This window comes from Stenotrophomonas sp. 86156_Sma (assembly GCF_056481625.1).
The window spans coordinates 2,263,732-2,287,638 of record NZ_CM151157.1; the positions used below are offsets into that span (position 1 = coordinate 2,263,732).

Annotated in this window: 19 protein-coding genes; 17 read left to right on the forward strand and 2 right to left on the reverse strand. The window is 66.7% G+C overall.

The annotated features are described in order from the left end of the window. Positions 1-28 precede the first annotated feature (28 nt). The 17 genes from hisG (at position 29) to cueR (ending at position 19,105) form a co-directional block, all read left to right on the forward strand. On the forward strand, positions 29-940 hold the full coding sequence (gene hisG / locus ACZK33_RS10685; RefSeq protein ID WP_032129944.1) for an ATP phosphoribosyltransferase: 912 nt from the start codon (positions 29-31) through the stop codon (positions 938-940). Then, positions 937-2,232, forward strand: a complete 1,296-nt coding sequence (gene hisD / locus ACZK33_RS10690; RefSeq protein ID WP_423175257.1) for a histidinol dehydrogenase — start codon at positions 937-939, stop codon at positions 2,230-2,232. Before hisG ends, hisD begins: the two co-directional genes overlap by 4 nt. Further along, a complete protein-coding gene (gene hisC / locus ACZK33_RS10695; protein ID WP_423175258.1) occupies positions 2,229-3,323 on the forward strand; it encodes a histidinol-phosphate transaminase in 1,095 nt (364 codons plus the stop codon). The genes hisD and hisC overlap by 4 nt, the downstream gene beginning before the upstream one ends. Next, positions 3,320-4,393 (forward strand): bifunctional histidinol-phosphatase/imidazoleglycerol-phosphate dehydratase HisB, encoded by a 1,074-nt coding sequence (hisB, locus tag ACZK33_RS10700; RefSeq protein ID WP_423175259.1) that lies wholly within the window; start codon positions 3,320-3,322, stop codon positions 4,391-4,393. The genes hisC and hisB overlap by 4 nt, the downstream gene beginning before the upstream one ends. After that, positions 4,390-4,992: an imidazole glycerol phosphate synthase subunit HisH gene (hisH, locus tag ACZK33_RS10705; RefSeq protein ID WP_008268504.1), complete on the forward strand. Its 603-nt coding sequence runs from the start codon at positions 4,390-4,392 to the stop codon at positions 4,990-4,992. The genes hisB and hisH overlap by 4 nt, the downstream gene beginning before the upstream one ends. Further along, entirely contained in the window at positions 4,989-5,723 is a 735-nt protein-coding gene (hisA, locus tag ACZK33_RS10710) for a 1-(5-phosphoribosyl)-5-[(5-phosphoribosylamino)methylideneamino]imidazole-4-carboxamide isomerase (protein ID WP_423175260.1), read from the forward strand. Before hisH ends, hisA begins: the two co-directional genes overlap by 4 nt. After that, positions 5,717-6,493, forward strand: a complete 777-nt coding sequence (hisF, locus tag ACZK33_RS10715) for an imidazole glycerol phosphate synthase subunit HisF (RefSeq protein WP_423175261.1) — start codon at positions 5,717-5,719, stop codon at positions 6,491-6,493. The genes hisA and hisF overlap by 7 nt, the downstream gene beginning before the upstream one ends. Beyond that, positions 6,483-7,103, forward strand: coding sequence for a bifunctional phosphoribosyl-AMP cyclohydrolase/phosphoribosyl-ATP diphosphatase HisIE (gene hisIE, locus ACZK33_RS10720; RefSeq protein ID WP_423175262.1), 621 nt, complete (start codon positions 6,483-6,485; stop codon positions 7,101-7,103). Before hisF ends, hisIE begins: the two co-directional genes overlap by 11 nt. A gap of 98 nt (positions 7,104-7,201) precedes the next feature. After that, complete coding sequence (locus ACZK33_RS10725; protein WP_423175263.1) at positions 7,202-8,791, forward strand: calcineurin-like phosphoesterase C-terminal domain-containing protein; 1,590 nt, start codon at positions 7,202-7,204, stop codon at positions 8,789-8,791. Positions 8,792-8,827: 36 nt separating this feature from the next. Beyond that, a complete protein-coding gene (locus ACZK33_RS10730; RefSeq protein WP_005409434.1) occupies positions 8,828-9,112 on the forward strand; it encodes a hypothetical protein in 285 nt (94 codons plus the stop codon). An 84-nt stretch (positions 9,113-9,196) separates the two neighbouring features. Next, the gene (locus ACZK33_RS10735) at positions 9,197-10,219 is read left to right on the forward strand and encodes a glucokinase family protein (protein ID WP_423175264.1); all 1,023 of its coding nucleotides are present in this window, start codon (positions 9,197-9,199) and stop codon (positions 10,217-10,219) included. A gap of 51 nt (positions 10,220-10,270) precedes the next feature. Next, positions 10,271-11,269: a glycosylasparaginase gene (locus ACZK33_RS10740; protein ID WP_368850834.1), complete on the forward strand. Its 999-nt coding sequence runs from the start codon at positions 10,271-10,273 to the stop codon at positions 11,267-11,269. Next, positions 11,266-11,997, forward strand: coding sequence for a copper homeostasis protein CutC (locus ACZK33_RS10745; protein WP_423175265.1), 732 nt, complete (start codon positions 11,266-11,268; stop codon positions 11,995-11,997). Before ACZK33_RS10740 ends, ACZK33_RS10745 begins: the two co-directional genes overlap by 4 nt. Positions 11,998-12,210: 213 nt before the next feature. Further along, on the forward strand, positions 12,211-12,753 hold the full coding sequence (locus ACZK33_RS10750) for a hypothetical protein (RefSeq protein ID WP_423175266.1): 543 nt from the start codon (positions 12,211-12,213) through the stop codon (positions 12,751-12,753). Positions 12,754-13,050: 297 nt separating this feature from the next. Beyond that, the gene (locus tag ACZK33_RS10755) at positions 13,051-16,008 is read left to right on the forward strand and encodes a TonB-dependent receptor plug domain-containing protein (protein ID WP_423175267.1); all 2,958 of its coding nucleotides are present in this window, start codon (positions 13,051-13,053) and stop codon (positions 16,006-16,008) included. 128 nt (positions 16,009-16,136) lie between these two features. Next, positions 16,137-18,638, forward strand: coding sequence for a heavy metal translocating P-type ATPase (locus ACZK33_RS10760; RefSeq protein WP_423175268.1), 2,502 nt, complete (start codon positions 16,137-16,139; stop codon positions 18,636-18,638). Positions 18,639-18,649: 11 nt separating this feature from the next. Then, entirely contained in the window at positions 18,650-19,105 is a 456-nt protein-coding gene (cueR, locus tag ACZK33_RS10765; protein ID WP_423175269.1) for a Cu(I)-responsive transcriptional regulator, read from the forward strand. Positions 19,106-19,184: 79 nt separating this feature from the next. Here the strand turns inward: cueR and ACZK33_RS10770 are convergent, their stop codons facing one another. Beyond that, positions 19,185-19,379: a heavy-metal-associated domain-containing protein gene (locus ACZK33_RS10770; protein WP_423175270.1), complete on the reverse strand. Its 195-nt coding sequence runs from the start codon at positions 19,377-19,379 to the stop codon at positions 19,185-19,187. Between the two features lie 200 nt (positions 19,380-19,579). Next, entirely contained in the window at positions 19,580-22,657 is a 3,078-nt protein-coding gene (locus tag ACZK33_RS10775; RefSeq protein WP_423175271.1) for a TonB-dependent receptor, read from the reverse strand. Positions 22,658-23,907 lie beyond the last annotated feature (1,250 nt).

Consider the following 23,907-nt stretch of genomic DNA (forward strand, 5'->3'; position numbering starts at 1 on the left):
CCCCGTTCCGAACTTCGAGACCTCCCCCATGAGTGCAACCCAGGCAGCGCCGGCACGAGACCGGTTGCGTATCGCCATCCAGAAGAGTGGCCGGCTGGCCGAACCCGCGCGCAACCTGCTCAGCGCCTGCGGCCTGAGCTGGCGCGAGAGCCGCGACAAGCTGTTCTGCTACGGCGAATCGCTGCCGGTGGACCTGCTGCTGGTGCGCGACGACGACATCCCCGGCCTGATCGCCGACGGCGTCTGCGATCTCGGCATCGTCGGCCGCAACGAGCTGGACGAACAGGCCGCCGCGCGGCGCCAGATCGGTCTGCCGGATGCCTACCAGGCGTTGCGCGGGCTGGGCTTCGGCCAGTGCCGGCTGATGCTGGCGGTGCCCGAGGAATGGCAGTGGCAGGGTCCGGCGCAGCTGGCCGGCACCCGCATCGCCACCAGCTACCCGGCCATCCTCAAGCAGTGGCTGGCCGAGCAGGGCGTGGACGCACAGGTGGTCGAGCTGTCCGGTTCGGTGGAAATCGCCCCGCGCCTGGGCACCGCCGACCTGATCTGCGATCTGGTCTCCAGCGGCGCCACCCTGCGCGCCAATCAGCTGACCCCGGTGCACAACCTGCTCGACAGCGAGGCGGTGCTGGCCGGCGCGGTGCGCGCGCCGGATGATGCACGTGCATCGCTGCGCGCGATGCTGCTGCGCCGCCTCGACGGCGTGGTTCAGCGCCAGGACCGCAAGCTGCTGATGTTCCGTGCCAGCGAGGATCGCGTCGACGCGCTGGCGCAGCTGCTGGCCGATGCCGAGCCGCTGGTGCGGTTGCCGGCCGATGGCGGCGCGCTGCGCCTGCAGACCATGTGCCCCGGCCCGTTGAGCTGGCAGCGCATGGAGGAACTCGAGCGTGCGGGTGCGCAGGGCCTGATGGTACTGAGCGTGGAGCGGTCGCTGGCATGAACCGTCTGATCTGGTCCCGACTTGATGAGGCCGCGCGCAGCGCGGCATTGACCCGCCCGGTGCAGACCGTGGCGCAGCAGACCCGTGACGCGGTGGCGGCCCTGATTGCACAGGTGCGCGCGCAGGGCGACGACGCATTGCGTGCGATTACTGCACGTTTCGACCGTGTCGAGCTGGCCTCGTTTGAAGTTTCCGAAGCCGAATTCGCCGCTGCCGAAGCCGCCGTGCCCGCCGAACTGCGACAGGCGATGGTCGAAGCCGCCGAACGCATCGCGCGCTTCCACGCCGCTGGCATGGGCAAAGGCTATGCAGTTGAAACCGCGCCGGGCGTGGTCTGCGAACGCATGTTGCGTCCGATCGGCCGGGTGGGCCTGTATGTGCCGGCGGGCAGCGCGCCGTTGCCGTCCACCGCGTTGATGCTGGGTGTTCCGGCGCAGCTGGCCGGCTGCCCGCAGGTGGTGCTGTGCACGCCGCCGCGCGCCGATGGCAGCGCCGATCCGGCGGTGCTGGTAGCCGCGCGCCTGACCGGCGTGCAGCGCGTGTTCAAGCTGGGTGGTGCGCAGGCGATCGCCGCGATGGCCTATGGCACGGCCAGCATTCCGGCTTGTGACAAGCTGTTTGGGCCCGGCAACAGCTTCGTCACCGAAGCCAAGCAGCAGGTCGCGCAGGATGGCGCCGCCGCCATCGACATGCCGGCTGGTCCCTCCGAAGTGCTGGTGATTGCCGATGCCGGCGCCAATCCGGCGTTCGTTGCCGCCGACCTGCTGTCGCAGGCCGAGCATGGCCCGGATTCACAGGTGCTGCTGCTGACCGACGACGCCGCGATGCTGGCGGCGGTTGAGGCAGAGGTGGAGCGCCAGGTGGCCCTGCTGCCGCGCCAGCAGATCGCGCGACAGGCGTTGTCGGCGTCGCGGCTGATCCAGGTCGATTCGCTGGACGAGGCCTTCGCGATCAGCAACCGCTATGCGCCCGAACACTTGATCCTGGCGTTGCGCGATCCGCGCGCGTGGCTGGACAAGGTGCAGGCAGCCGGCTCGGTGTTCCTCGGCGACTACACGCCCGAGGCACTGGGTGACTATTGCAGCGGCACCAACCACGTACTGCCCACCGCCGGTGCCGCACGTGCCTACAGCGGTGTCAGCGTGGCCAGCTTCCAGAACCTGATCAGCGTGCAGAGCGCCAGCGCTGCTGGACTGGCGGCAATCGGCGGCTGTGCGCGCATCATCGCCAGCGCCGAAGGCCTGGATGCGCATGAGCGTGCAGTGGCCCTGCGCATGGAGGCCGCCGCATGAGCGCCGCCATTGATGAAGTGCTGGCGCTGGTGCGCCCGGATCTGCAGGCTTTCGACGGCTACAGCTCGGCGCGCAGCGCGGCGGTGCAGGGCGAGGTCTGGTTGAACGCCAACGAGTCGGCCTGGGCCAATCCGGCTGATGCGGCGGGCAACAGCCGGCGCTATCCGGAACCGCAGCCGCTGGCGTTGCGCGAGGGCCTGGCGGCGCTGTACGGCGTGACGCCGCCGCAGCTGCTGATAGGCCGTGGCAGCGACGAAGCCATTGATCTGCTGGTGCGTGCCCTGTGCGTGCCGGGCCGCGATGGCGTGCTGGTCACGCCGCCGGTGTTTGGCATGTACGCGGTCTGCGCGCGCTTGCAGGGCGCCGCACTGATTGAAGTGCCCCTGGTGGATACCGAAGACCGCCTGCGCGCTGATCTGGATGCTGTGATCGATACGGCCAAGTCGCGCAACGCCAAGCTGGTGTTCCTGTGCGCACCGTCTAACCCGGCCGGCAGTGACATCGCCCTGGACGAGGTCGAACGCGTGGCGGTTGCATTGCGCGGGCAAGCGCTGGTGGTGGTGGACGAGGCTTATGTCGAGTACGCGCAGCGCCCGTCGGCGACCACGTTGCTGGCCACGCACGCCAATCTGGCAGTGCTGCGCACGTTGTCGAAGGCGCACGCACTTGCGGCCGCGCGCATCGGCACCCTGATCGCCGCGCCGGAACTGATTGCCGTACTGCGGCGCTGCCAGGCGCCGTACCCGGTGCCGACCCCGTGCGCGGAGCTGGCAGTGCAGGCACTGCAGCCCTCCGCGCTGGCACGCACCGCCGAGCGCGTGGCCACGGTCATCGCCGAGCGCGAGCGCCTGTTCGCGGTGCTGCCGGGCCTGCCTGGCGTTCGCCGCGTGTACCGCTCGGCCGGCAACTACCTGCTGGTCCGCTTCGCCGATGCGCAGGCAGCGTTCGACACGTTGCTGGATGCCGGTGTGGTGGTGCGCGACCAGCGCGCCGCGCCGCAGCTGGGTGATGCGCTGCGCATCAGCATCGGCAGCCCCGAAGAGAATGACCGCGTGCTTGCGGCCCTGTCGGCGCGGAGGGCCGCAGCATGACACCGATCCTGTTCATCGACCGCGACGGCACCCTCATCGAGGAGCCGTCCGATTTCCAGATCGACGCCTACGAGAAGCTGCGCTTCGTGCCGCAGGTGATCCCGGCGCTGCTGAAGCTGCGGGATGCCGGCTACCAGTTCGTGATCGTCACCAATCAGGATGGCCTCGGCAGCGACAGCTACCCGCGCGCCAGCTTCGATGGCCCCAATGACCTGATGCTGCAGATCTTCGAAAGCCAGGGCATCACCTTCCGTGACGTGCTGATCGACTGCAGCTGGCCGCAGGACAAGGCGCCGACCCGCAAGCCGGGCATCGGCTTGATGACAGGCTACCTGCAGGACCGCAGCATCGACTGGGCGCGTTCGGGCATGGTTGGTGACCGCATCACCGACCTGCAGTTCGCCGACAACCTCAACATCCGTGGCTTCCAGCTGCGCACCGAACAGTTCGGTGGCGAGTGGGACTGGCCGGGCATCGCCCACGCACTGGCCGACGCGCCACGCACCGCGGTGGTCCAGCGCAACACCAAGGAGACGAAGATCCGCGTTGAACTGGATCTGGACCGTGCCGGTGATGCGCGCATCGCCACCGGACTGCCGTTCTTCGACCACATGCTGGAACAGATCGGCAAGCACGGCGGGTTCACGCTGGACATCCAGGCCGAGGGCGACCTGCACATCGACGAGCACCACACCATCGAGGACACCGGGCTGGCGCTGGGTCAGGCCCTGCGCGAGGCGCTGGGCGACAAGCGCGGCATCGGCCGCTACGGCTTCACCCTGCCGATGGACGAGACCCTGGCCAGCGCTGCGCTGGATTTCAGCGGTCGCCCCTATTTCGTGTTCGAGGGCGAGTTCAAGCGTGAGCGCGTGGGCGACATGCCGACCGAGCTGGTGCCGCACTTCTTCCGTTCGCTGTGCGACGCCAGCGGCCTGAACCTCAACCTGCAGGTGCGCGGTGACAACGACCACCACAAGGTCGAGGCCTGCTTCAAGGCACTGGCGCGCGCGCTGCGCCCGGCATTGGCCCGCCAGGGCACGGCACTGCCGAGCACCAAGGGGGCGCTGTGAGCGACGTTGCGCTGATCGATGCCGGCGGTGCCAACCTGGGCTCGGTGCGCTACGCATTGGAGCGCCTGGGCGCGACGGTGCGGCTGGTGCGCGATGCGGACGGTCTGGTCGGTGCGCAGCGGGTGATCCTGCCCGGCGTCGGCGCCGCTGGTCCCGGAATGCAGCGCCTGCATGCGCAGGGCCTGGTGGAACCGCTGCAGCGACTGGAGGTGCCGCTGATGGGCATCTGCCTGGGCATGCAATTGCTGTTCGAGCGCTCCGAGGAGGCCGGCGTCGAGACACTGGGCTTGATTCCGGGCGTGGTGCGCAAGCTGGTACCGGCCTGTGGCATCCGTGTGCCGCACATGGGCTGGAACCGCCTGCTCCCGCTGCGCGAATCGCTGCTGCTGCAAGGCGTGCCGGAGCGCGCCAGCGCCTACTTCGTGCACAGCTATGCGGCGCCACTCAATACCCACACTGTTGCTGCCTGCGACCACGGTGGCCTGTTCACTGCCGTGGTGGAGCAGGGGCGCTACTACGGCGCACAGTTCCACCCCGAGCGCTCCGGCGAGACCGGTTCGCTGATGCTGCGCAACTTCCTCGAGGGCACTGCTGCATGAGTTTCATCGTCTACCCCGCGCTGGATATCCGCGACGGCCGCGTGGTGCGGTTGCGCCAGGGTGACTACGCGCAGGAAACCTCGTATGGCGACGATCCGCTGCCGCGTGCACAGGCCTTCGCTGCGCAGGGCGCGCAGTGGATGCATCTGGTCGACCTGGACGCTGCGCGTGCCGGTGGCTACACCCTTGCGGCGCTGCTGGCGTCGATCCGTGCGCAGACGCCGCTGCAGGTGCAGACCGGCGGTGGCGTGCGCGGCCGCGACGACGTGGCACGCATCCTCGATGCCGGCGCCGGCCGCGTGGTGGTGGGTTCGCTGGCAGTACGCCGCCCCGACGAAGTGGTCGGCTGGCTGGAGGAGTTCGGCGCCGAGCGCATCACCATCGCGCTGGATGCCCGCCAGGATGCCCAGGGTCAATGGCAGCTGCCGGTGCACGGCTGGACCGAGAATGCTGGCGTGACCCTGGATGACCTGGCCCAGCGGTATGCGCGTGCCGGCATGCGCCACCTGTTGTGCACTGACATCGCCCGCGACGGCATGCTGGCCGGGCCCAACATCAGCCTCTACCAGCACCTGTCGGCGCTGCTGCCGGGCGTGGCGGTGCAGGCCTCCGGTGGCATCCGTGACGTGGCCGATGTGGCCGAGGCGCGTGCCGCCGGCTGCGGCGGTGCCATCCTCGGCAAGGCCCTGCTGGAGCAGCGCATGGACCTGAGCGAGGCGCTGGCATGTTGAGCCGCCGCATCATTCCGTGCCTGGACGTGCGCGGTGGCCGCGTGGTCAAGGGCGTGCGCTTCCGCGATCACGTCGACATGGGCGACATCGCCGAGCTGGCGAAGCGCTACCGCGACCAGGGTGCCGACGAGCTGGTGTTCTATGACATCGGCGCCAGTCCCGAGGCACGGTCGGTCGACGTCGCGTGGATCGAGCGCATCGCTCGCCTGATCGATATTCCGTTCTGCGTGGCCGGTGGCATCGACAGCGTGGAAACCGCGCGCCGCGTGCTGTTCGCCGGTGCCGACAAGGTGTCGATCAACTCGCCTGCGCTGGGCCGCCCGGAGCTGATCACCGAGTTGGCAGACGAGTTTGGCGTGCAATGCGTGGTGGTCGGTGTCGATTCGGTTCGCGAGGCGGATGGCCAGTGGCGGGTGCGCCGCTTCAGTGGCGACCCGGACAAGACCCAGGCGGTGCCGCTGCGCACGCTGGACTGGATCGTCGAAGCACAACGACGTGGCGCTGGCGAGATCGTGCTGAACTGCATGGACAGCGATGGCGTACGCCGTGGCTACGATGTTGTGCAGCTGCAGCAGGCGAGGGCCCTGTGCCAGGTGCCGCTGATCGCCTCCGGCGGTGCCGGTGCGATGGAGCACTTTGCCGAGGCTTTCGACCAGGCCGACGTTGACGGCGCGCTGGCGGCCAGCGTGTTCCACAGCGGCGCCATCGCCATTCCGGAATTGAAGCGCTACCTGCGCGGAAAGCAGATCGAGGTGCGGGATGTCTATTGAAGTGAGGCCGTCGCTGCATGCGCTGCAGGCGCTGGACTGGGGCAAGGGCGAAGGCCTGTTGCCGGCGGTGGTGCAGGATGCCGACACCCTGCAGGTGCTGATGCTGGGCTATGTCAGCGCCGAATCGCTGGCCGCCACGCTGGCCATCGGCCACATGACCTTCTTCAGCCGCAGCAAGCAGCGGCTGTGGACCAAGGGTGAGCAGTCCGGCAACGTGCTGGTGGTGCAGTCGATCAGTGTCGACTGCGATGCCGACACGCTGCTGGTGATGGCGCGCCCGGCCGGGCCGACCTGCCACACCGGCGCCGAGAGCTGTTTCGACGGGGCACCGAAGGATTTCCTGGGCGGGCTGGGCCAGCTGGTGGCGATGCGTGAGGTACAGCGCCCGCCGGGCAGCTACACCACCAGCCTGTTCGAGGGCGGCATCCGCCGCATCGCGCAGAAGGTGGGCGAGGAGGGCGTGGAGACCGCATTGGCCGCCGTGGCGCAGGATGACGAGGCGTTGCTGGGCGAGGCCTCGGACCTGCTGTATCACCTGCTGGTGCTGCTGCGCGCGCGCGGGTTGTCGCTGGATGATGCGCGGGCGGTGCTGGAAAAGCGCCATCGTTGAGGAAGGCGTGCGGACCAACGGTCCGCACCCACCTCTGCAATGCAGCCGAGCATGGCTCGGCTCTACAATAGGGGGTCTTCTTCTTTCCCGGACCGCCCATGAAACTGCCTGCCGCCTGGCTGTGCTGCCTGTTGCTGACCTCGCCGGCCTGGGCCGCGGATACCGTGGTCAGCGGCAAGGTCTACCTGGAGCGCGACGGCAAACCCGGGCGCGGTGCGACCGATCCGGGTCTGGCCGGGGTGCAGGTTTCCAACGGCGAGACCATCGTCAAGACCGCCGCCGACGGCAGCTACAGCCTGCCAGTGCGCGACGGCCAGACCGTGTTCGTGATCAAGCCCGATGCGTATTCGTTCCCGAAGGCGGCCGATGGCCTGCCTTCGTTCTGGCGCCACTACCGCCCGAACGGTTCACCGGCGCTGAAGTACGGCGGCATCGCCGCCACCAGCGACGTCACCCGCAACTGGGATTTCGCCCTGCAGTCGGATCGCCATGACAGCCGCCGTGGTTTCCAGATGCTGGTGTTCACCGATTCGCAGACCGCCAGCCTGAAGGACATCGGCTACTACCAGCAGTCGATCGTGGCGCCGCTGGTTGGCCAGACCAGGGCGCGCATGGGCACCACCCTGGGTGACATCGTCAACGACGACCTGACCCTGTACCCGGCGATCAACAAGGTCACCACCGAGCTCGGTGTGCCGTGGTTCCACGTGCCGGGCAACCACGATCTCGACTTCGATGCGGCCAGCGACGAACACTCGCTGGACAGCTGGCGCAACATCTACGGCCCGGACACCTACGCGGTGGAAGAGGGTGGCGCCAGCTTCGTGTTCCTGGACGACGTGGTGTATGACCCCAAGGCCAAGCCGAAGTATGTCGGTGGCCTGCGCGAAGACCAGTTCGCTTTCCTCGCCAGCTACCTGAAGGGCCTGCACAAGGACCGCCTGCTGGTGCTGGGCATGCACATCCCGCTGTTCGACGCGGCGCCGGGGCGCGAGACCTTCCGTCACGCCGACCGCCAGCGCCTGTTCGACCTGCTGAAGGACTTCCGCAACGTGCTGGTGCTCAGCGGCCACAGCCACACCCAGCAGCACGTCTACCACGGCAAGGCCGAGGGCTGGAACGGTGACAAGCCGCTGCACGAATACAACGTCGGTGCCAACTGCGGTGCGTTCTGGTCGGGGGTGAAGAATGCCGCTGGCGTGCCGGACAGCACCATGAGCGACGGCACGCCGAAGGGCTATGCATTGCTCGACGTGGCCGGCAACGGCAGCTACAAGCTGCAGTACCGCGTGGCTGGCCAGCCGGCCAGCGAGCAGATCGGCCTGCATGCACCCAAGGTACTGCGCCAGGGCGCTTACCCGGCCTGGGGCATCTATGCCAACGTCTACATGGGTGAGGACGCCAGCGTGGTCGAGTACCGCGTCGATGGCGGCGCGTGGCAGCCGATGAAGCAGGTCAGCCAGCCCGATCCGCGCCTGATGGTGGAGAACGTGGCCGATGATCTGGCCAGCAGCCTGCGCGGCTACGACCGCTCGCCGGAGGCCACTGCATCGCCGCACCTGTGGCGCGGCGCGTTGCCGACCGATCTGGCCGTGGGCAGCCACAAGGTCGAGGTACGCTCCACCCAGCCTGATGGTGCAGTGTTCACCGCCACCACCAGCTACAGCCTGCAGACTGCCCAGCCCTGATCCAGGGCGCCGCTGCCCAACGCGAAAGGACCCCGCATGGATATCCGCTTCATGGCCGGCACCACGCCGGTGACGCTCAGCCGCCACTGGTTCACCGGCGCGATGCTGCTGCAGAGCGCCACCGAGAAGGTCTGGGTGCAGCACCCGCTGCATCCGGGCACCCACTTCTCGTTCTCGCTGGTACAGTCGTGGCTGCGTCACATCGCCGGCCACGAAGTGCTGGTCGAGCGCACCCGGCCGCTGTTGTTCGCCGGCTTCCGCCCGCAGCGCCTGCGTGTGCTGGTGGATGGCGTGCAGGTGGCCGAACAGGAAGGCATGTAGACCAACCTGAACCATCGGCGCGCTAGGCAAAGCCGCCCCGATGCCTGAGAATCGGGGCGATTCAATCGATCCAAGCAGGCCAGCGTGACCATCGCAGCAGCGTCCCCGGTTTCCTCCGACTCCGCCCGCGGCGGTCTTCCGCGCCATCTGGTCGTTGCCGATGTCGGCGGCACCTTCGCCCGCCTGGCCTTGGCTGAGACCCAACCCGGCCACGCGCCGCTGCTGGGCAGCCATCGCACCTATGCCTGCGCCGAGCATCCCAGCCTGGCCGCGATCCTGGCCGATTTCACCGCATGCCTTGGCCAGCCGGTGCAGACCGCGGTGGTCGCCATCGCCGGCCTGCTCGATGGCGATGTGCTGATCAACTCGAACCTGCCGTGGACAGTCTCGCTGTCGACCACGCGCGAACAGTCCGGCCTGCGCGAACTGCAGCTGATCAATGATTTCGAAGCGGTGGCGCTGGCCATCCCGTACCTGCAGCCGGAAACCCTGGTCCCACTGAATGGCGACGCCGATCCGGCGCAGGCCTTCCCGGCGCTGGTGCTGGGTGCCGGTACCGGCCTGGGTGCCGCGCTGCGTTTCGCCGATGGCGAGCGCCCGGTGCTGGCCAGCGAGATCGGCCATGCCGCGCTCGGCGCCGGCAACGCGCTGGAACTGCAGGTGCTGGGCAAACTGCTGCAGCGCTGGCCGCACGTGGACAACGAACGGGTGCTTTCCGGCAGCGGCCTGATGAACCTGTATCCGTGCCTGTGCGAACTGCGCGGCGTCACCCCGGTGTGGACCAGCACCGAGGCACTGATCGGCGCCGCGCGCAGTGGCGAGGACGCGCTTGCTGTGGAAACGTTGCAGGTGTTCTGTGCCTGGCTGGGCAGCCTGGCCGGCGACGCGGCGATCGCCGTCGGCGCGCGCTCGGTATACCTGGCCGGGGGCATTTCCGCGCATGTGCAGGATTTCCTGGCCGATGGCCGCTTCCGTGAGCGATTCCTCAACAAGGGTGTGCTGACCGAAGTGCTGCGCCAGGTACCGGTGTGGAGGGTGGAGCACGGCCAGCTGGGTGTGCTCGGTGCAGCGGTCTGGCACGCAGCGCGGCAACCCACGCACGACTGATCGGCAGGGCCGGCATCGGGCCGGCCATGCATTGCAGACTGGGAGGGGAAGATGGTGGATCGCAGGCAGTTCCTGCAGGCCGGTGCACTGGCTGCAGGCATGGCGGCATTGCCGGGCGTGCAGGCGCGCACGCAGGGTGGTGCCAGGGTGGTTTCGACCTGGGACTTCGGCGTGCCGGCCAACCAGGCCGCGTGGAAGGTGCTGGCGCAGGGCGGCAGCGCGCTGGATGCGGTGGAAGCCGGCGCACGCTGGGCCGAGAGCGAGCTGTGCAACCCCACCGTCGGCCATTGCGGCAACCCGGATCGCGACGGCGTGCTGAGCCTGGATGCGAGCATCATGGATGGCGATGGCCGTTGTGGTGCGGTGGCGGCGCTGGTCGACATCCTGCATCCGGTGTCGGTGGCGCGCAAAGTGATGGAGAACAGCCCGCACGTGCTGCTGGTGGGTGAGGGCGCGCAGCAGTTCGCGGTGCAGCAGGGTTTCGAGCGCAAGCACCTGCTGACGCCGCAGGCCGAAGCGGCCTGGCGCGAGTGGTTGAAGACCGAGAAGTACCAGCCGCAGATCAATGCCGAGCGCCGTGGTATTCCCGGCAACAGCGACAACCACGACACCATCGGCATGCTGGCGCTGGATGCCAAGGGCCATCTGGCCGGTGCCTGCACCACCAGCGGCATGGCCTGGAAACTGCATGGTCGCGTTGGCGACAGTCCGATCATCGGTGCCGGCCTGTACGTCGACAACGACGTGGGCGCGGCCACTGCTTCGGGCGTGGGTGAAGAGATGATCCGCAACGCCGCCTCGTTCCTGGTGGTCGAGCTGATGCGCCAGGGGCGCTCGCCGGCGCAGGCCTGCCGCGAAGCGATCGACCGCGTGGTGCGCAAGCGCCCTGAAGCGAGCAAGACACTGCAGGTCTGCTTCCTGGCCATGAACAAGCAGGGTGAGGTCGGCGCTTACGCGCTGCATCGTGGTTTTGTCTATGCGGTGTGCGATGCACAGCGCCAGGATGACCTGCGCGACTCGCCATCGATCTACACGAGCACCCAGACGTGAGCACGCGGCTCACCCTGGAGATCGCCAGCAATTCGCTGGCATCGGCGCTGGCCGCGCAGGCCGGCGGTGCCGACCGCATCGAGCTGTTCGACAACCTGGCCGACGGCGGCACCACACCGTCGTTCGCCAGCATTGCGATTGCCCGCGAACGGCTGTCGATTCCGCTGTTCGTGCTGGTGCGGCCGCGCCCGGGCGACTTCCACTACGACGGGCTGGAAGCCGAACTGATGCTGCGTGACATCGCGCAGTGCCGCGCACTGGGCTGCGATGGCGTGGTGATCGGCGCGCTGGATGTACAGGGCGGGATCGACGTGGCGCTGTGCCGCGAGCTGGTGCAGGCTGCCGGGCCGTTGCAGGTGACCTTCCATCGCGCCTTCGATGCCGCCCGCGATCTGCCCGCCGCGCTGGAGCAGGTGATCGGGCTGGGCTGCCAGCGCGTGCTGACCTCGGGCGGTCAGGTCAGTGCCGAGGCGGGTGCCGATGTGCTGGCAGGCCTCGTTACCCAGGCAGCAGGCCGCATTACGGTGATGGCTGGTGCCGGATTGGCACCGGGCAACATCGCTACCGTGGCAAGGCAGACCGGCTGCACCGAACTGCACGCCTCGGCCAAGGGCCTGCGGCGCTCGGCCATGCAGTTCCAGAACCAGGCTTTGCGAGGGCTGGACCCGGACTGGAGCCAGACCGCCACCGCCACCGTAGCTTCGCTGCGGCAGGCGCTGGACGGTTGAACGCCGCCGGGGTCGGATCCCTTCGCAGAAGGGCTCCGACCCCACTGTTCGCGATGGATTGGGCGCTGGATCAGATGACGCTTCAGGCACATGTGATTGCCGGGGTCGAAGCGGCAAGTCACGGAAAGTAAACGTCATCTGCGTCTGCATATGGCGGAGCACGGTATCAGTCCGGACAGTGTGGCCGACCATCCTTCGACCGCGAGCGCCCAGATGTTTCAACTGCTTCCGCTGCTCTCCTGTTTGCTTGCGCTCAGTGCGAGTGGCGCCGAAGAGGTTTCGGCATCCGTGTGGCAGTGGCACGAAGCCAATGGCGAGGAAGGTCGAGAGATCCTGCCTATGCCCGGCGTGAAACTGGCGCCAGCCGCTCGGGGCGCATTCGTCGACAGGCGCATGCATGAAGTTGGGGGAAAGCGCTTTCGCGCGCTGTATCAGGTATTCGATTCAAACGCCGATAGCCCGATGGGCCATTGTGGCGCGGGGCGCGAGATCGAACTCTTCGTCTACGAATTGATCCCGCCCAAACCTGTCGAGCGGGGCAGGATACTGATCAGTAGTTGCCTTGAGACCGTGTCCCTGGCCAGCGAGAACTCGGGAAGTCCCGAAAGTGAGTCCGACTTTTCCTCGGTGGTCTGGCAGCACGACGGGTTCACCATCACGTGGTGGGGTGCCGGGCCTGACGGGAGGGCCTCAAGCCACTATGCACTCCGCAATGGCCGTTTTTTCCCGCTTCAATCGGACGAGAGAAGCCGCTGAGGGCGGACAAAACAGTTCCGCGCACGATTGTCGCGATCGTGTCATTGACGTGTGCTCCGTCCTCTCAGCGATGTTTCGCAACCCGTTGATTGTTCTGGATACCTGCAGCCGATAACGGCATTACGCCACGTGTTGCTGCGCCGCCGCATGCCCGGCGCGGTTCAGCTGTGCTTTAGTTTGGATCGATCCACAGGGGAGGGCGCCGTATCGGTCTTGAACCGATCCAGGTGCCCGGATCAGCCGTAGTGCCGCGCCACCACCCGTCCGTGCGTCCACACTTTCGAAGAGCAACCACCCATGGCTCAGATCGTCCGCAAGCGTCGTCACCTGCTGTCCCAGGCCCTGGTCCTGGCCCTGTTGCCCCTGGCGGCCAGCGCGCAGGAGGCCGCCAGTTCGTCCACCAAGGATCTCGACGCGGTCACCGTCACCGGTTCGCGCATCAAGCGCGCCAGCGTTGAAGGCCCAGCGCCGGTCAACGTGATCACCGCCGCACAGATCCAGAAGGAAGGTTTCGTCAGCGTTTACGACGCACTGAAGACGCTCACTGAAGCCACCGGTACCGTCGAGGCGGCCTCGCAGTGGGGTTCGCACACGCCCAATGCCAGCGGCCTGAACCTGCGCGGGATGGGCCCGAACCGTTCGCTGCTGCTGGTCAACGGGCGTCGCGTAGCGGACTACCCGCTGCCCTACGGTGGCGAAACCAACTTCTCCAACTACGGCAACATTCCCGCTGCCGCGGTGGAGCGCATCGAAGTGCTGACCGGTGGCGCCTCGGCCATCTATGGCTCGGATGCGATCGCCGGCGTGGTCAACGTCATCCTGAAGACGAACTACGACGGCGACGAAGTGCGCGTGCGCGGCGGCACCTCCACCGAAGGCGGCCGCGATACCTGGGATCTGTCCTGGGCCGGCGGCAAGACCGGCGACAACTGGAGCGTGACCTACGCGCTGCAGTACACCAAGCGCGATCCGCTGTTCGGACGTGACCGTCCGCAGATGGACGATGCCGACGATGCGCCGTACCCGTCCTGGAACATGGAACAACGCAAGGTCGGCTTCCGTCCCACCGCCGGCCTGGCGCTGATCGATCCCACCACCGGCCAGCGCCTGGCGCCGCCCACCGGCACCTGCGAGAAGTTCGATGGCGAGTACTACACCGCCGATCGCCTGGTCTACAACTACGCCGCCAACACCATCACCAACACCGGCCGCCTGTGCGGCATGAGCGCCGACTACGCCAACTGGCTGCTCACCGGCGGTGCCGAGAACGTGTCCGGCAACCTGTATGCCACCTTCGATTTCAGCAATGACCTGCAGGCCTGGACCAACCTGGCGGTGTACCGCTCCGAAGCGATCTGGGGCACCAATCCGCCCGGCGTGTCGCTGATCGACGATGACAACGGCTACTACTGGGACGCCAACCGCAACCGCCCGATCCTCGGCGTGCGCCAGTTCACCCCGAACGAGGTGGGCGGCCTGGATACGCTGCGCAACACCAACCGCGAACTGTCCTGGGACTGGAGTGCGGGCCTGCGTGGACGCCTGGCCGATCGCTTCGACTGGAGCGCCACGGTGGGGCGTTCCTATTACCGCGTGGAAGAACGGCAGAACGTGGTCGACAAGCAGAAGTCGTACGACTACTTCCTCGGCCCGAAGCTGGGCACTACCGCCGACGGCGAGGCGATCTATGCGTTGAACGAATCGCGCTGGTGGAACCCGCTGACGCCGGACCAGTACTGGCAGATGGGCACCGTGGCGAAGAACCGTGCGTCCTCATGGGTCAATCAGGCTTCGGCGGACATCACCGGCGAGCTGTTCCAGGGCTGGGCCGGCCCGATCTCGTTCGCGGCGGTGGCCGAAGTAGCGCAGCAGGGCTATCACCTCAGTCCGGATCCGCGCGCCGGCATCGATTTCGACCTGCAGAACGTCGATCGCGGTGGCGGCGAGCGTACCCGCTATTCGGCCGGCGTCGAGTTCAAGATCCCGCTGCTGGAAAGCGTGACCGCCACTGCGGCCGCGCGCTATGACCGCTATGGCAGCTACAAGGCTGACAACAGCGGCGAAGCGCTGGACATCGGCAGCCAGAAGGAGACCACCTGGAATGTCGGCCTGGAATGGCGCCCGGTGGAGTCGCTGCTGGTGCGTGGCTCCTATGCCACCAGCTTCCATGCGCCGGACATGCACTACCTGCTGGGCCAGCCCAGCAGCTCCGAAGTGCAGACCTATGACCGCCTGCGCTGCATCCAGAGCGGCGCGTACCTGGTCAACAACTGTGGCGTGGGCAATACCGATGTCTGGTACACGTTCGATGTGAACCGGCGTGGCACGCCGCTGCTGCGCTCGGAGACCGGTGATTCGTGGACGGTCGGTTTCGTCTGGGACGTGATGCCCAATCTGTCGGTCAGTGCCGACTACTGGGCAATCAAGCTGGAAGACATGATCGTCGACGTTGGCGCCGACGAGGTGCTGGCCAGCGAAGCGGGCTGCCTGACCGGCAAGAACATGGACGGTACGCCGTGGGCCAATCCGGCCGGTGGCGAGTATTGCGCTGGCATTCTGGCCCGCGTGAACCGTGACAGCAACGGCCGCCTGGTATCGATCGAGCGCGGCCCGTTCAACCTGGCCAGCCGCGAAGTGCGCGGCATCGACCTGACCGCGCGCTATCGCCTGGAAACCGCGCAGTGGGGCAGCTTCCAGCTGGGGGTGAACTACACCAACCAGATCTCGACCAAGGAACAGCGCTACGCCAACGATCCGAACCCGGAACGCCGCGATCGCGACCTGCGCAGCAAGCTGCGTGCGAGCCTGGCCTGGCAGCGTGGCAACTGGAATGCCAACGTCTATGCCGATCGCATCGGTTCGGTGCCGGGCGTGCGCTACCACTGGGGTACCGACCGCCTGGACAATCCTGGCGGCTGCCTGCCGTTCGCCGATGGTTACGTGCCCAGCGACAGCCCGTCGCTCAACTGCCTGGAGCCGGCCACGCGTCCGGACGGCTCGCCGAATCCGAATCCCAATGCCGGCCAGCAGACGGCGCGCTACTACGGGCGGGTCGGGCCGTTCATCACCTGGAACTTCAACGTGGGCTACCAGGTGACCGAGCACGCCAAGGTCAACGTCTACGTCAACAACGCGTTCAACTCCGCCAGCTGGAACCACAAGGACCCGTATAAGCTGGACTACGATTTCGCCCCGACCCGCCTGCTCGGCGCGGTTGGCCGCGAGTTCGCGCTGGAGTACGTGTTCACCTTCTGAGGTGGATTGCGGGCGGTACGCCGGGCATGGCCCGGCGCTACCGGCTGGACGGGGTGGCTGGATTTGACCTTCCCACGATGGCAAGGTTTAGCCTGTCCGCATCCAGAAGGAACCCCGGGAATCCGATCATGAGCACGCCCCGCGCCACTGCAGTCCCCGCAAGCCCGTCCACCATCAGCCTGCCCATCGAGGGCATGACCTGCGCCAGCTGCGTCGGCCGTGTCGAAGCGGCGCTGTCCAAGGTCGAGGGCGTCGGCAGTGTTTCGGTCAATCTGGCCACCGAGCGCGCGGATATCCGCCCGTCCGGTCCGGTCGATCGCGCCGCGCTGATCCAGGCGGTGGAGCGGGTGGGCTATGACGTGCCGGCCGGCACCATCGAGCTGGCAGTGGAAGGCATGACCTGTGCCTCCTGCGTCGGTCGCGTCGAGCGCGCGCTGCTGGCGGTACCGGGCGTCAGCCAGGCCAGCGTCAACCTGGCCACCGAACGCGCCACGGTGCGCGGCGTGGCCGCTGTGGATGCGCTGGTAGCGGCCATCGACAAGGTCGGTTATGCCGCCCATGCCATCGAAGCGGGCGTTCAGTCCGATGACGAAGCGGCGGAAAAGAAGGATGCCGAGCGCGCCGAACTGAAACGCGACCTGATCGTGGCCACCGCACTTGCTCTGCCGGTGTTCGTGCTGGAAATGGGGTCGCACCTGATTCCCGGCATGCACGAATGGGTGATGGCCACCCTCGGCATGCAGACCAGCTGGTACCTGCAGTTCGTACTGACCCTGCTGGTGCTGGCCATTCCCGGCCGCCGTTTCTACCAGAAGGGTTTCCCGGCACTGCTGCGGCTGGCGCCGGACATGAACTCGCTGGTGGCGGTGGGTACCGCCGCAGCGTTCGGTTACTCGGTGGTGGCGACCTTTGCACCGCGGTTGCTGCCGCCGGGCACGGTGAACGTCTACTACGAAGCAGCGGCGGTGATCGTCGCGCTGATCCTGCTCGGCCGCTTCCTTGAGGCGCGCGCGAAGGGCCGTACCTCGGAGGCGATCAAGCGCCTGGTCAACCTGCAGGCCAAGGTCGCGCATGTGATCCGTGAAGGCCGCACGATCGAGATCCCGGTCAACGAGGTGCTGAGCGGCGATGTGGTGGAAGTGCGCCCGGGCGAGCGCGTGCCGGTCGATGGCGAGGTGATCGAGGGGCGCAGCTACATCGACGAGTCGATGATCAGTGGCGAACCGATTCCGGTCGAGAAGCAGCCGGGCAGCAGCGTGGTCGGCGGCACGGTCAACCAGAAAGGTGCATTGACCGTGCGTGCCACGGCGGTGGGCGCGCAGACCATGCTGGCGCAGATCATCCGCATGGTCGAACAGGCACAGGGCTCGAAGCTGCCGATCCAGGCGGTGGTCGACAAGGTCACCCTGTGGTTCGTGCCGGCGGTGATGCTGGCCGCACTGGCGACCTTCGCGGTCTGGTTGATCTTCGGCCCATCGCCGGCGCTGAGCTTCGCGCTGGTCAATGCGGTGGCGGTGCTGATCATTGCCTGCCCCTGCGCGATGGGCCTGGCTACGCCGACGTCGATCATGGTCGGAACCGGTCGTGGCGCCGAGATGGGCGTGCTGTTCCGCAAGGGTGAAGCACTGCAGTTGCTGAAGGACGCGCAGGTGGTGGCGGTGGACAAGACCGGCACGCTGACCGAAGGCCGCCCGCGCCTGACCGACCTGGAGATCGCCGACGGCTTTGATCGCGCCACAGTGCTGGCCGCCGTCGCCACCGTGGAATCACGTTCGGAGCATCCGATCGCCCGCGCCATTGTCGATGCAGCCACCGAGCAGGGCATCGCATTGCCGGCCATGGTCGACTTCGAGTCGGTCACCGGCATGGGCGTGCGCTCCAGCGTAGACGGCGCACGGGTGGAGGTCGGTGCTGATCGCTTCATGCGCGACCTGCGCGTGGACATCACCGCGTTTGCAGCGCTGGCGGCCGAACTCGGCGCGCAGGGGAAGTCGCCGTTGTACGCGGCCATCGATGGACGCCTGGCAGCGATCATCGCAGTATCCGATCCGATCAAGCCGAGCACGCCGGTCGCGATCGCGGCGCTGCACCAGCTTGGCCTGAAGGTGGCGATGATCACCGGCGACAATGCCGGCACCGCGCAGGCGATCGCACGCCAGCTGGGTATCGATGAAGTCGTTGCCGAGGTGCTGCCGGAAGGCAAGGTCGAAGCGGTGCGTCGCTTGAAGGCCACGCACGGCCATGTTGCCTTCGTTGGAGACGGCATCAACGATGCGCCGGCGCTGGCCGAGGCCGATGTCGGCCTGGCCATCGGCACCGGCACCGATATCGCGGTGGAGTCGGCCGATGTGGTGCTGATGTCGGGCAACCTGCAGGGTGTGCCGAATGCCATCGCGCTGTCGAAGGCGACGCTGGGCAACATCCGGCAGAACCTGTTCTGGGCCTTCGCCTACAACACCGCGTTGATTCCGGTAGCGGCCGGCGTGCTGTACCCGGTATGGGGCGTGCTGCTGTCGCCGGTGTTCGCCGCCGGTGCGATGGCGCTGTCCAGCGTGTTCGTGCTGGGCAACGCACTGCGCCTGCGCCGCTTCCAGCCGCCGATGGCGGATGCCCCCGCTGCGAGCCACTGAAGGAGAACCGCATGAACATCGGTGAAGCCGCCAAGGCGTCCAGCGTTTCGGCGAAGATGATCCGCTACTACGAACAGATCGGCCTGATTCCTGCGGCCGATCGCACCGAGTCCGGCTACCGGGCATATTCGCAGGCGGACATCCACCGCCTGCGCTTCATTCGGCGGGCGCGCGATCTTGGCTTCCAGGTGGCCGAGATCACCGATCTGCTCGGCCTGTGGAACGACACCTCGCGGCACAGTGCCGACGTCAAGCATCTTGCCGAACAGCACATCGCCGACCTGGAGCAGCGTATCGAAAGCATGCGGCAGATGGCCGACACGCTGAAGTCGTTGATCGGCTGCTGTGCGGGCGATGAGCGCCCGGAATGCCCGATTCTGCAGCGGCTGGGCGAGGACGAAGAGACCCTGGCACCGCCGGAGACCGCGAAGACCGGTGCAGTACGGCGCCGCACGCACAAGCACTGACCTGGCGTTGCATACATGAAAAACCCGCCCGGTGCAGCTGCACCGGGCGGGTTTTTCGTTGCAGGCGCAGGCTAGGGGATCAGGCCGTGCGCGGCGGGAAGCCTGCATCGGTCAGCGCCGCCACGATCTGCGCTTCGCTGACCGAGGTCTGTACCTGCACGCGACGGCTGGCGGGATCTGCCTGCACGCTGGCCTGCGGATCGACCAGCTCGATCGCCTTGGTCACGCTGCGTGCGCAGCCGCCGCATGTCATGCCTTCCACGTGGAATTCCATCTGTAGCTCCTTCGGTGCTCTTGGGGTGGCGCCAGTGTGCACCTTCCAACATTGGCAGGGTCAAGCGCAGGGCTGAACCGAAGACAAAGCACCAATGAAAACGGCAGCCACCTGTACCAGCGTGGCTGCCGTGGAGGAACGTCCCCGCCAGGGCGGGGCGTGGGTTGCACCGGGGCAGGCCCGGGCAACCCGGTGTTGCCTTAGAACTTCCAGGTAGCGCCGAAGTACAGCTGGCGGCCTGCGTAGGTATTGGAGATCAGGCGTGCCTTGGTGTCGCTGCCCAGGTGCACGCGCTGCTCGGACTTGGTGGCATTGATCACCGAGGCGGTCAGGGTCCAGTCCGGGGTCAGGTTGTAGGCCACGTTCAGATCCAGCTGGTCATACGGCTCGGTGTAGACGGTGAGGCCATTGTTGAGCCCACCGACCACCTGGCCGCGACGGTTGAACGAGGCGCGCGCGAGGAACTTCTCGTTCTCGTAGAACACCGTGACATTGGCCTGGTTCTTGGCGCTGCCGACCAGTGGCGAGGAGCCGATTTCTTGACCGTCCAGAACAATGGAAGCCAGGTTGGTGTCGTTGTAGGTGTAGTTGGCCTGCACGCCGAAGCCGAAATCGAACGTGTACTGGCCATACAGCTCGACGCCTTGCGAGACACCATCGCGGCCATTGGCCTGGGTCTCGTAGCGCTGCACGTTCACCGCTTCACCGTTGATGACCATCGGCGTGTCGCGCACCACCGGCAGGGTGAAGTTGTCCACGTTCTTGCGGAACAGGCCGACGCCGGCGACCGCGCCCGGCTGGAAGTACCACTCCAGGCCCAGGTCGAACTGGGTGGCCTTGAACGGTTCCAGCTGCTTGTTGCTGCCTTGGCCGACCCAGCCTGCGGTCGATGCGCCACCGGCAACGCGGCGATCATTGACGTACTCCTCGCTGTAGTAGCTCAGTGCACCCGGTGCTGCGATGTCGGTGTAGCCGGGGCGGGCGATCACCTTCGATGCGGCACCACGCAGCACCAGCGTGTCGGTGATGTCCCAGGCGATATTGAAACTCGGCAGTACGTCGGTGTAGGTGCGATCCACGCCGATCAGGCTGTAGGTCTTGCTCTGCGCCAGATCATGCGGCAGGCGCACGAAGCCGCTCTCGCAGCTGTAGGTCGGGTAGGCCGCAGCGGCCGGATCGGTGCACGCCATCGGTGCGCCGGACGCGTTGTCCAGGAAGTAGTCGTTGAACTTCTCGATCGAGTCGGAGGACTGCGCGAACTGCTTGGTGCGCACCACGCGCACGCCGACATTGCCGCGCACGCGTTCGGTGCGGAAGTTGGCCTGGAAGTAGCCCGAGTAGATCTTCTCGTTGACGTTGTAGACGAAGTCTTCCTCGGTGCGGTTGTGAGAACCACCGTAGGTCTTGTTCAGGTAATCGATGTAGGCCGGGTAGTTGATGCCCGGGAACACGTTGGCATTGAAGCCGCCCGCGATGTTGCTGATCGGATTGGACAGGAAGAAGCCCGGCTGCGCGTCGCCCGCAGTCGGATCGCAGCCACTCTGGTAGCGGCTGTTGTCATAGTCGGCCGGGTCGCGGCCCGGGCACACCCAGTAGGTGTTGCCGGTATTGCGATGGACCTTGCCGTCACGGTACTTGGCGCCGAACTGGATCGAGTCCAGCCAGCCGGACTCGAACAGCTTGGTGACGTCGGCCTGGAAGTAGTTCTGCTTGACCTCGGTGCGCTTCCACGACGAATCGGTCGAGCCGGTGTCGACTTCGGCGATGCCGTTCATCAGCTGCTGCTGCAGGTCGGGCGAGAAGGTGGCCGACGGCGTACCGGTCAGGTCCCAGGCGCTGTACAGGTTGCCCGACAGGTAATCGTTGCCGACCTTGCGGCGCGGCTTGGCCGACATCCGGAAGTTCATCGACGGACCACCTTCGGACCAGGTACGGCCGCCGGTGAACGAGGCCTTCCACAGCGGGCTGATGTCCCAGTCGATGGTCAGGTCAGCGGTCTGCGAGAGCGCCTTTTCCTTGCTGTAGCCACCGGTCAGCTGCGGCGTCGGAACCGTGCAGTCGTCCGGGCCCCAGCCGCCGGGCTTGAGGCCAGCGGCCTTGGCCTGGTCTTCGCTGCAATAGTAGGTCTTTCCAGCCAGCTTTTCGAACTGGGCGCCGGTAACGGTGTTGCCGCTGGGATCGAAATCCAGGCCGTTGAGCAGGCGGCCGCCGGCCCAGTTTCCATCGCCGTTGAAGCGGGCCATGCTCCATTCCGGAATCTTCAGCATGTTCTGGGTGTAGTCACCCTGCAGCTCGAAGCGGAAGTAGTTGGCCGTCATCGTAACGTTGTCGACCGGCTTGAACTGGAAGGTCAGCTGGCCGCCCTTGCGTTCGCGCTTCTCTTCCTTCACCGCGAAGTTGACCGACGTCGGCATGAAGAAGTCGCTGTAGTTGCCGCCGGTCTGGTTGTTGAAGCCGGACCTGCCCCACCAGTAGTGGATGCCATCCTGCGCCTGCACGTTGCCATAGGCATCGCGCGCCTTGCCGGCGCCGTACCACTGGTAGTCCTCGGTGCTGGCTTCCATGGTGCGGGTGGTGCGCTTCTGCTGCGTCACGCCGATCAGCACGCCGAAACGCTCGTCCTTGCTGTGCCACGAATACAGGGCCGACGCCTGCGGGTCGATATCGTGGTGGGTATCGGAGGAGGTGCCCTCGAGCGTGACGAAGCCCGAGTTGGACTCCATGTCCAGCGGACGGCGGGTGTGCAGGATGACCGTGCCGCCGATGCCGCCTTCATCGATGCGGGCTTCCGGTGATTTGAACAGCTCGGCACTGGACAGCATGTTCGACGGCAGCAGGGTGTAGTTGAACGAACGGGTGGCTTCGTCGTTGGTTTCCGACGTGGCCACGTAGTTGCCGTTCAACTGGGTCAGGGTCAGGTCGGGTGCCAGGCCACGCACGCTGACGCTCTTGCCTTCGCCGCCACTGCGGGTGATGACCACGCCGGGCACGCGCTGCAGTGCGTCGGCCACGTTCTTGTCGGGGAACTTGCCGACGTCTTCGGCGGTGATCACTTCGACCACGGCGTTGGCGTCGCGCTTCTGCTCAAGACTCTTTTCAATGGCGTAGCGGTAGCCGGTGACCTGGACGCTGTCCAGGTTGGTGGCTTCCTGCGAGCCGGTGGAAGCGGCCTGCTGCGCGGCGGCGCCAGCCGGAATGACGGCGGCGGCCAAGGCCAGCGCGATGGCCAGCGCCAGTGCGTCCTGGCCATGCGTACGTGTTGAATGCTTCATTCCCATCTCTCCCTCTCTCCTGGATTGATCCGGTGACGTGGCACGGACAACTTGAATCGATCTAATTTGAAGTGACATTGTCGCTATTGCCATGCAGTGGCAGTAGCACCGTGCGCGTGGCCTGGTACGTCCTGTTGCTGCTCCCCCAACTCCCGGCCATCGCAGTGTCGTTCTTGGATCGATCTAAGCGATGGGCGGGCGTTTTTTAGCATGGGTCGCCCGCGGGCGCATGCTGCTCCGCAATATGGTACTGGCGTGGCGAAGGCATGACGGTTTGCTGAAATCAGTGAAATCGTTTTCGTGCGCAGGGGAGGGTGGGGCGGCAGGGCTGCGCCCTGCACCTGTTGTAGTGCCGGCCGCTGGCCGGCAACAGCCAAAGCCAAAGCCAAAGCCAAAGCCAAAGCCAAAGCGGCTCTGGGTTTCTGCTGGTTTGGCGGGGCGGTGTGGGCTGGCAGGACACGCCGTAAACCCCCCTCCGGGGTCCGGCCCAGCCGCTGGCGGCTGGGCGTTCGGGCGCTTGCGAAGCAGTGCTTCGCAAGCAAAGCGCCCTCACCCCTGGGGGCTCGATGGCGCCTTGCGCGTGTGCGCCGTCCTGCGCACACGGCAAGACCGGGGTTGGGCGTCCTGCCCAACCCGCCCGAGGCATGCCTCGGGCCCATGGCGCCAACGGTCCTGCCAGCCCACACCGCCCCGCCTTTGACAGTTTCCCGGTGACGGTTGGATAGGTCCTGGAATCACGCGGGGTCATGGGATCAGATCCGTTTTCCGTTGGAAAACGGATCTGATCCCGATTGATTTCGTTATCCGACAGAGATTGATCCACGCATGGCGTGGATCTACTGCAGATCGCGAGAAACTGTCGAAGGCGGGGTGGGTCCGGTTGCGGGGGCGTGAGCCGCATGGGCCCGAGGCATGCCTTGGGCGGGTTGGGCAGGACGCCCAACCCCGGTCTTGCCGTGTGTGCAGGACTGCGCACACGAGCAAGCGGCGACCGAGCTTACATGGGTGAGGGCGCTTTGCATGCGAAGCACTGCTTCGCAAGCGCCCGAACGCACAGCCGCCAGCGGCTGGGCCGGGCCCCGGAGGGGGACTTGCAGCGGCCCCCGCAACCGGACCCACCCCGCCTCCCCACAGGAAATCAGCTTCTGCTCTTGCTGTTGCTGTTGCTCCAGCTCGGAGCGGGTGCAGGGCGCAGCCCTGCCGAGCAGCCCCCTCTCATGCTGCGCCGCAGAATGCATTCGGCTGAACCTGCATGC

Coding starts and splice junctions, on each gene's coding strand:
- ACZK33_RS10755 (WP_423175267.1), top strand. CDS start 13,051: ATGGCTCAGATCGTCCGCAAGCGTCGTCACCTGCTGTCCCAGGCCCTG.
- ACZK33_RS10750 (WP_423175266.1), top strand. CDS start 12,211: ATGTTTCAACTGCTTCCGCTGCTCTCCTGTTTGCTTGCGCTCAGTGCG.
- cueR (WP_423175269.1), top strand. CDS start 18,650: ATGAACATCGGTGAAGCCGCCAAGGCGTCCAGCGTTTCGGCGAAGATG.
- hisC (WP_423175258.1), top strand. CDS start 2,229: ATGAGCGCCGCCATTGATGAAGTGCTGGCGCTGGTGCGCCCGGATCTG.
- ACZK33_RS10770 (WP_423175270.1), bottom strand. CDS start 19,379: ATGGAATTCCACGTGGAAGGCATGACATGCGGCGGCTGCGCACGCAGC.
- hisB (WP_423175259.1), top strand. CDS start 3,320: ATGACACCGATCCTGTTCATCGACCGCGACGGCACCCTCATCGAGGAG.
- hisG (WP_032129944.1), top strand. CDS start 29: ATGAGTGCAACCCAGGCAGCGCCGGCACGAGACCGGTTGCGTATCGCC.
- hisIE (WP_423175262.1), top strand. CDS start 6,483: ATGTCTATTGAAGTGAGGCCGTCGCTGCATGCGCTGCAGGCGCTGGAC.
- hisD (WP_423175257.1), top strand. CDS start 937: ATGAACCGTCTGATCTGGTCCCGACTTGATGAGGCCGCGCGCAGCGCG.
- ACZK33_RS10730 (WP_005409434.1), top strand. CDS start 8,828: ATGGATATCCGCTTCATGGCCGGCACCACGCCGGTGACGCTCAGCCGC.
- ACZK33_RS10725 (WP_423175263.1), top strand. CDS start 7,202: ATGAAACTGCCTGCCGCCTGGCTGTGCTGCCTGTTGCTGACCTCGCCG.
- hisA (WP_423175260.1), top strand. CDS start 4,989: ATGAGTTTCATCGTCTACCCCGCGCTGGATATCCGCGACGGCCGCGTG.
- ACZK33_RS10760 (WP_423175268.1), top strand. CDS start 16,137: ATGAGCACGCCCCGCGCCACTGCAGTCCCCGCAAGCCCGTCCACCATC.
- ACZK33_RS10775 (WP_423175271.1), bottom strand. CDS start 22,657: ATGGGAATGAAGCATTCAACACGTACGCATGGCCAGGACGCACTGGCG.
- ACZK33_RS10740 (WP_368850834.1), top strand. CDS start 10,271: ATGGTGGATCGCAGGCAGTTCCTGCAGGCCGGTGCACTGGCTGCAGGC.
- hisF (WP_423175261.1), top strand. CDS start 5,717: ATGTTGAGCCGCCGCATCATTCCGTGCCTGGACGTGCGCGGTGGCCGC.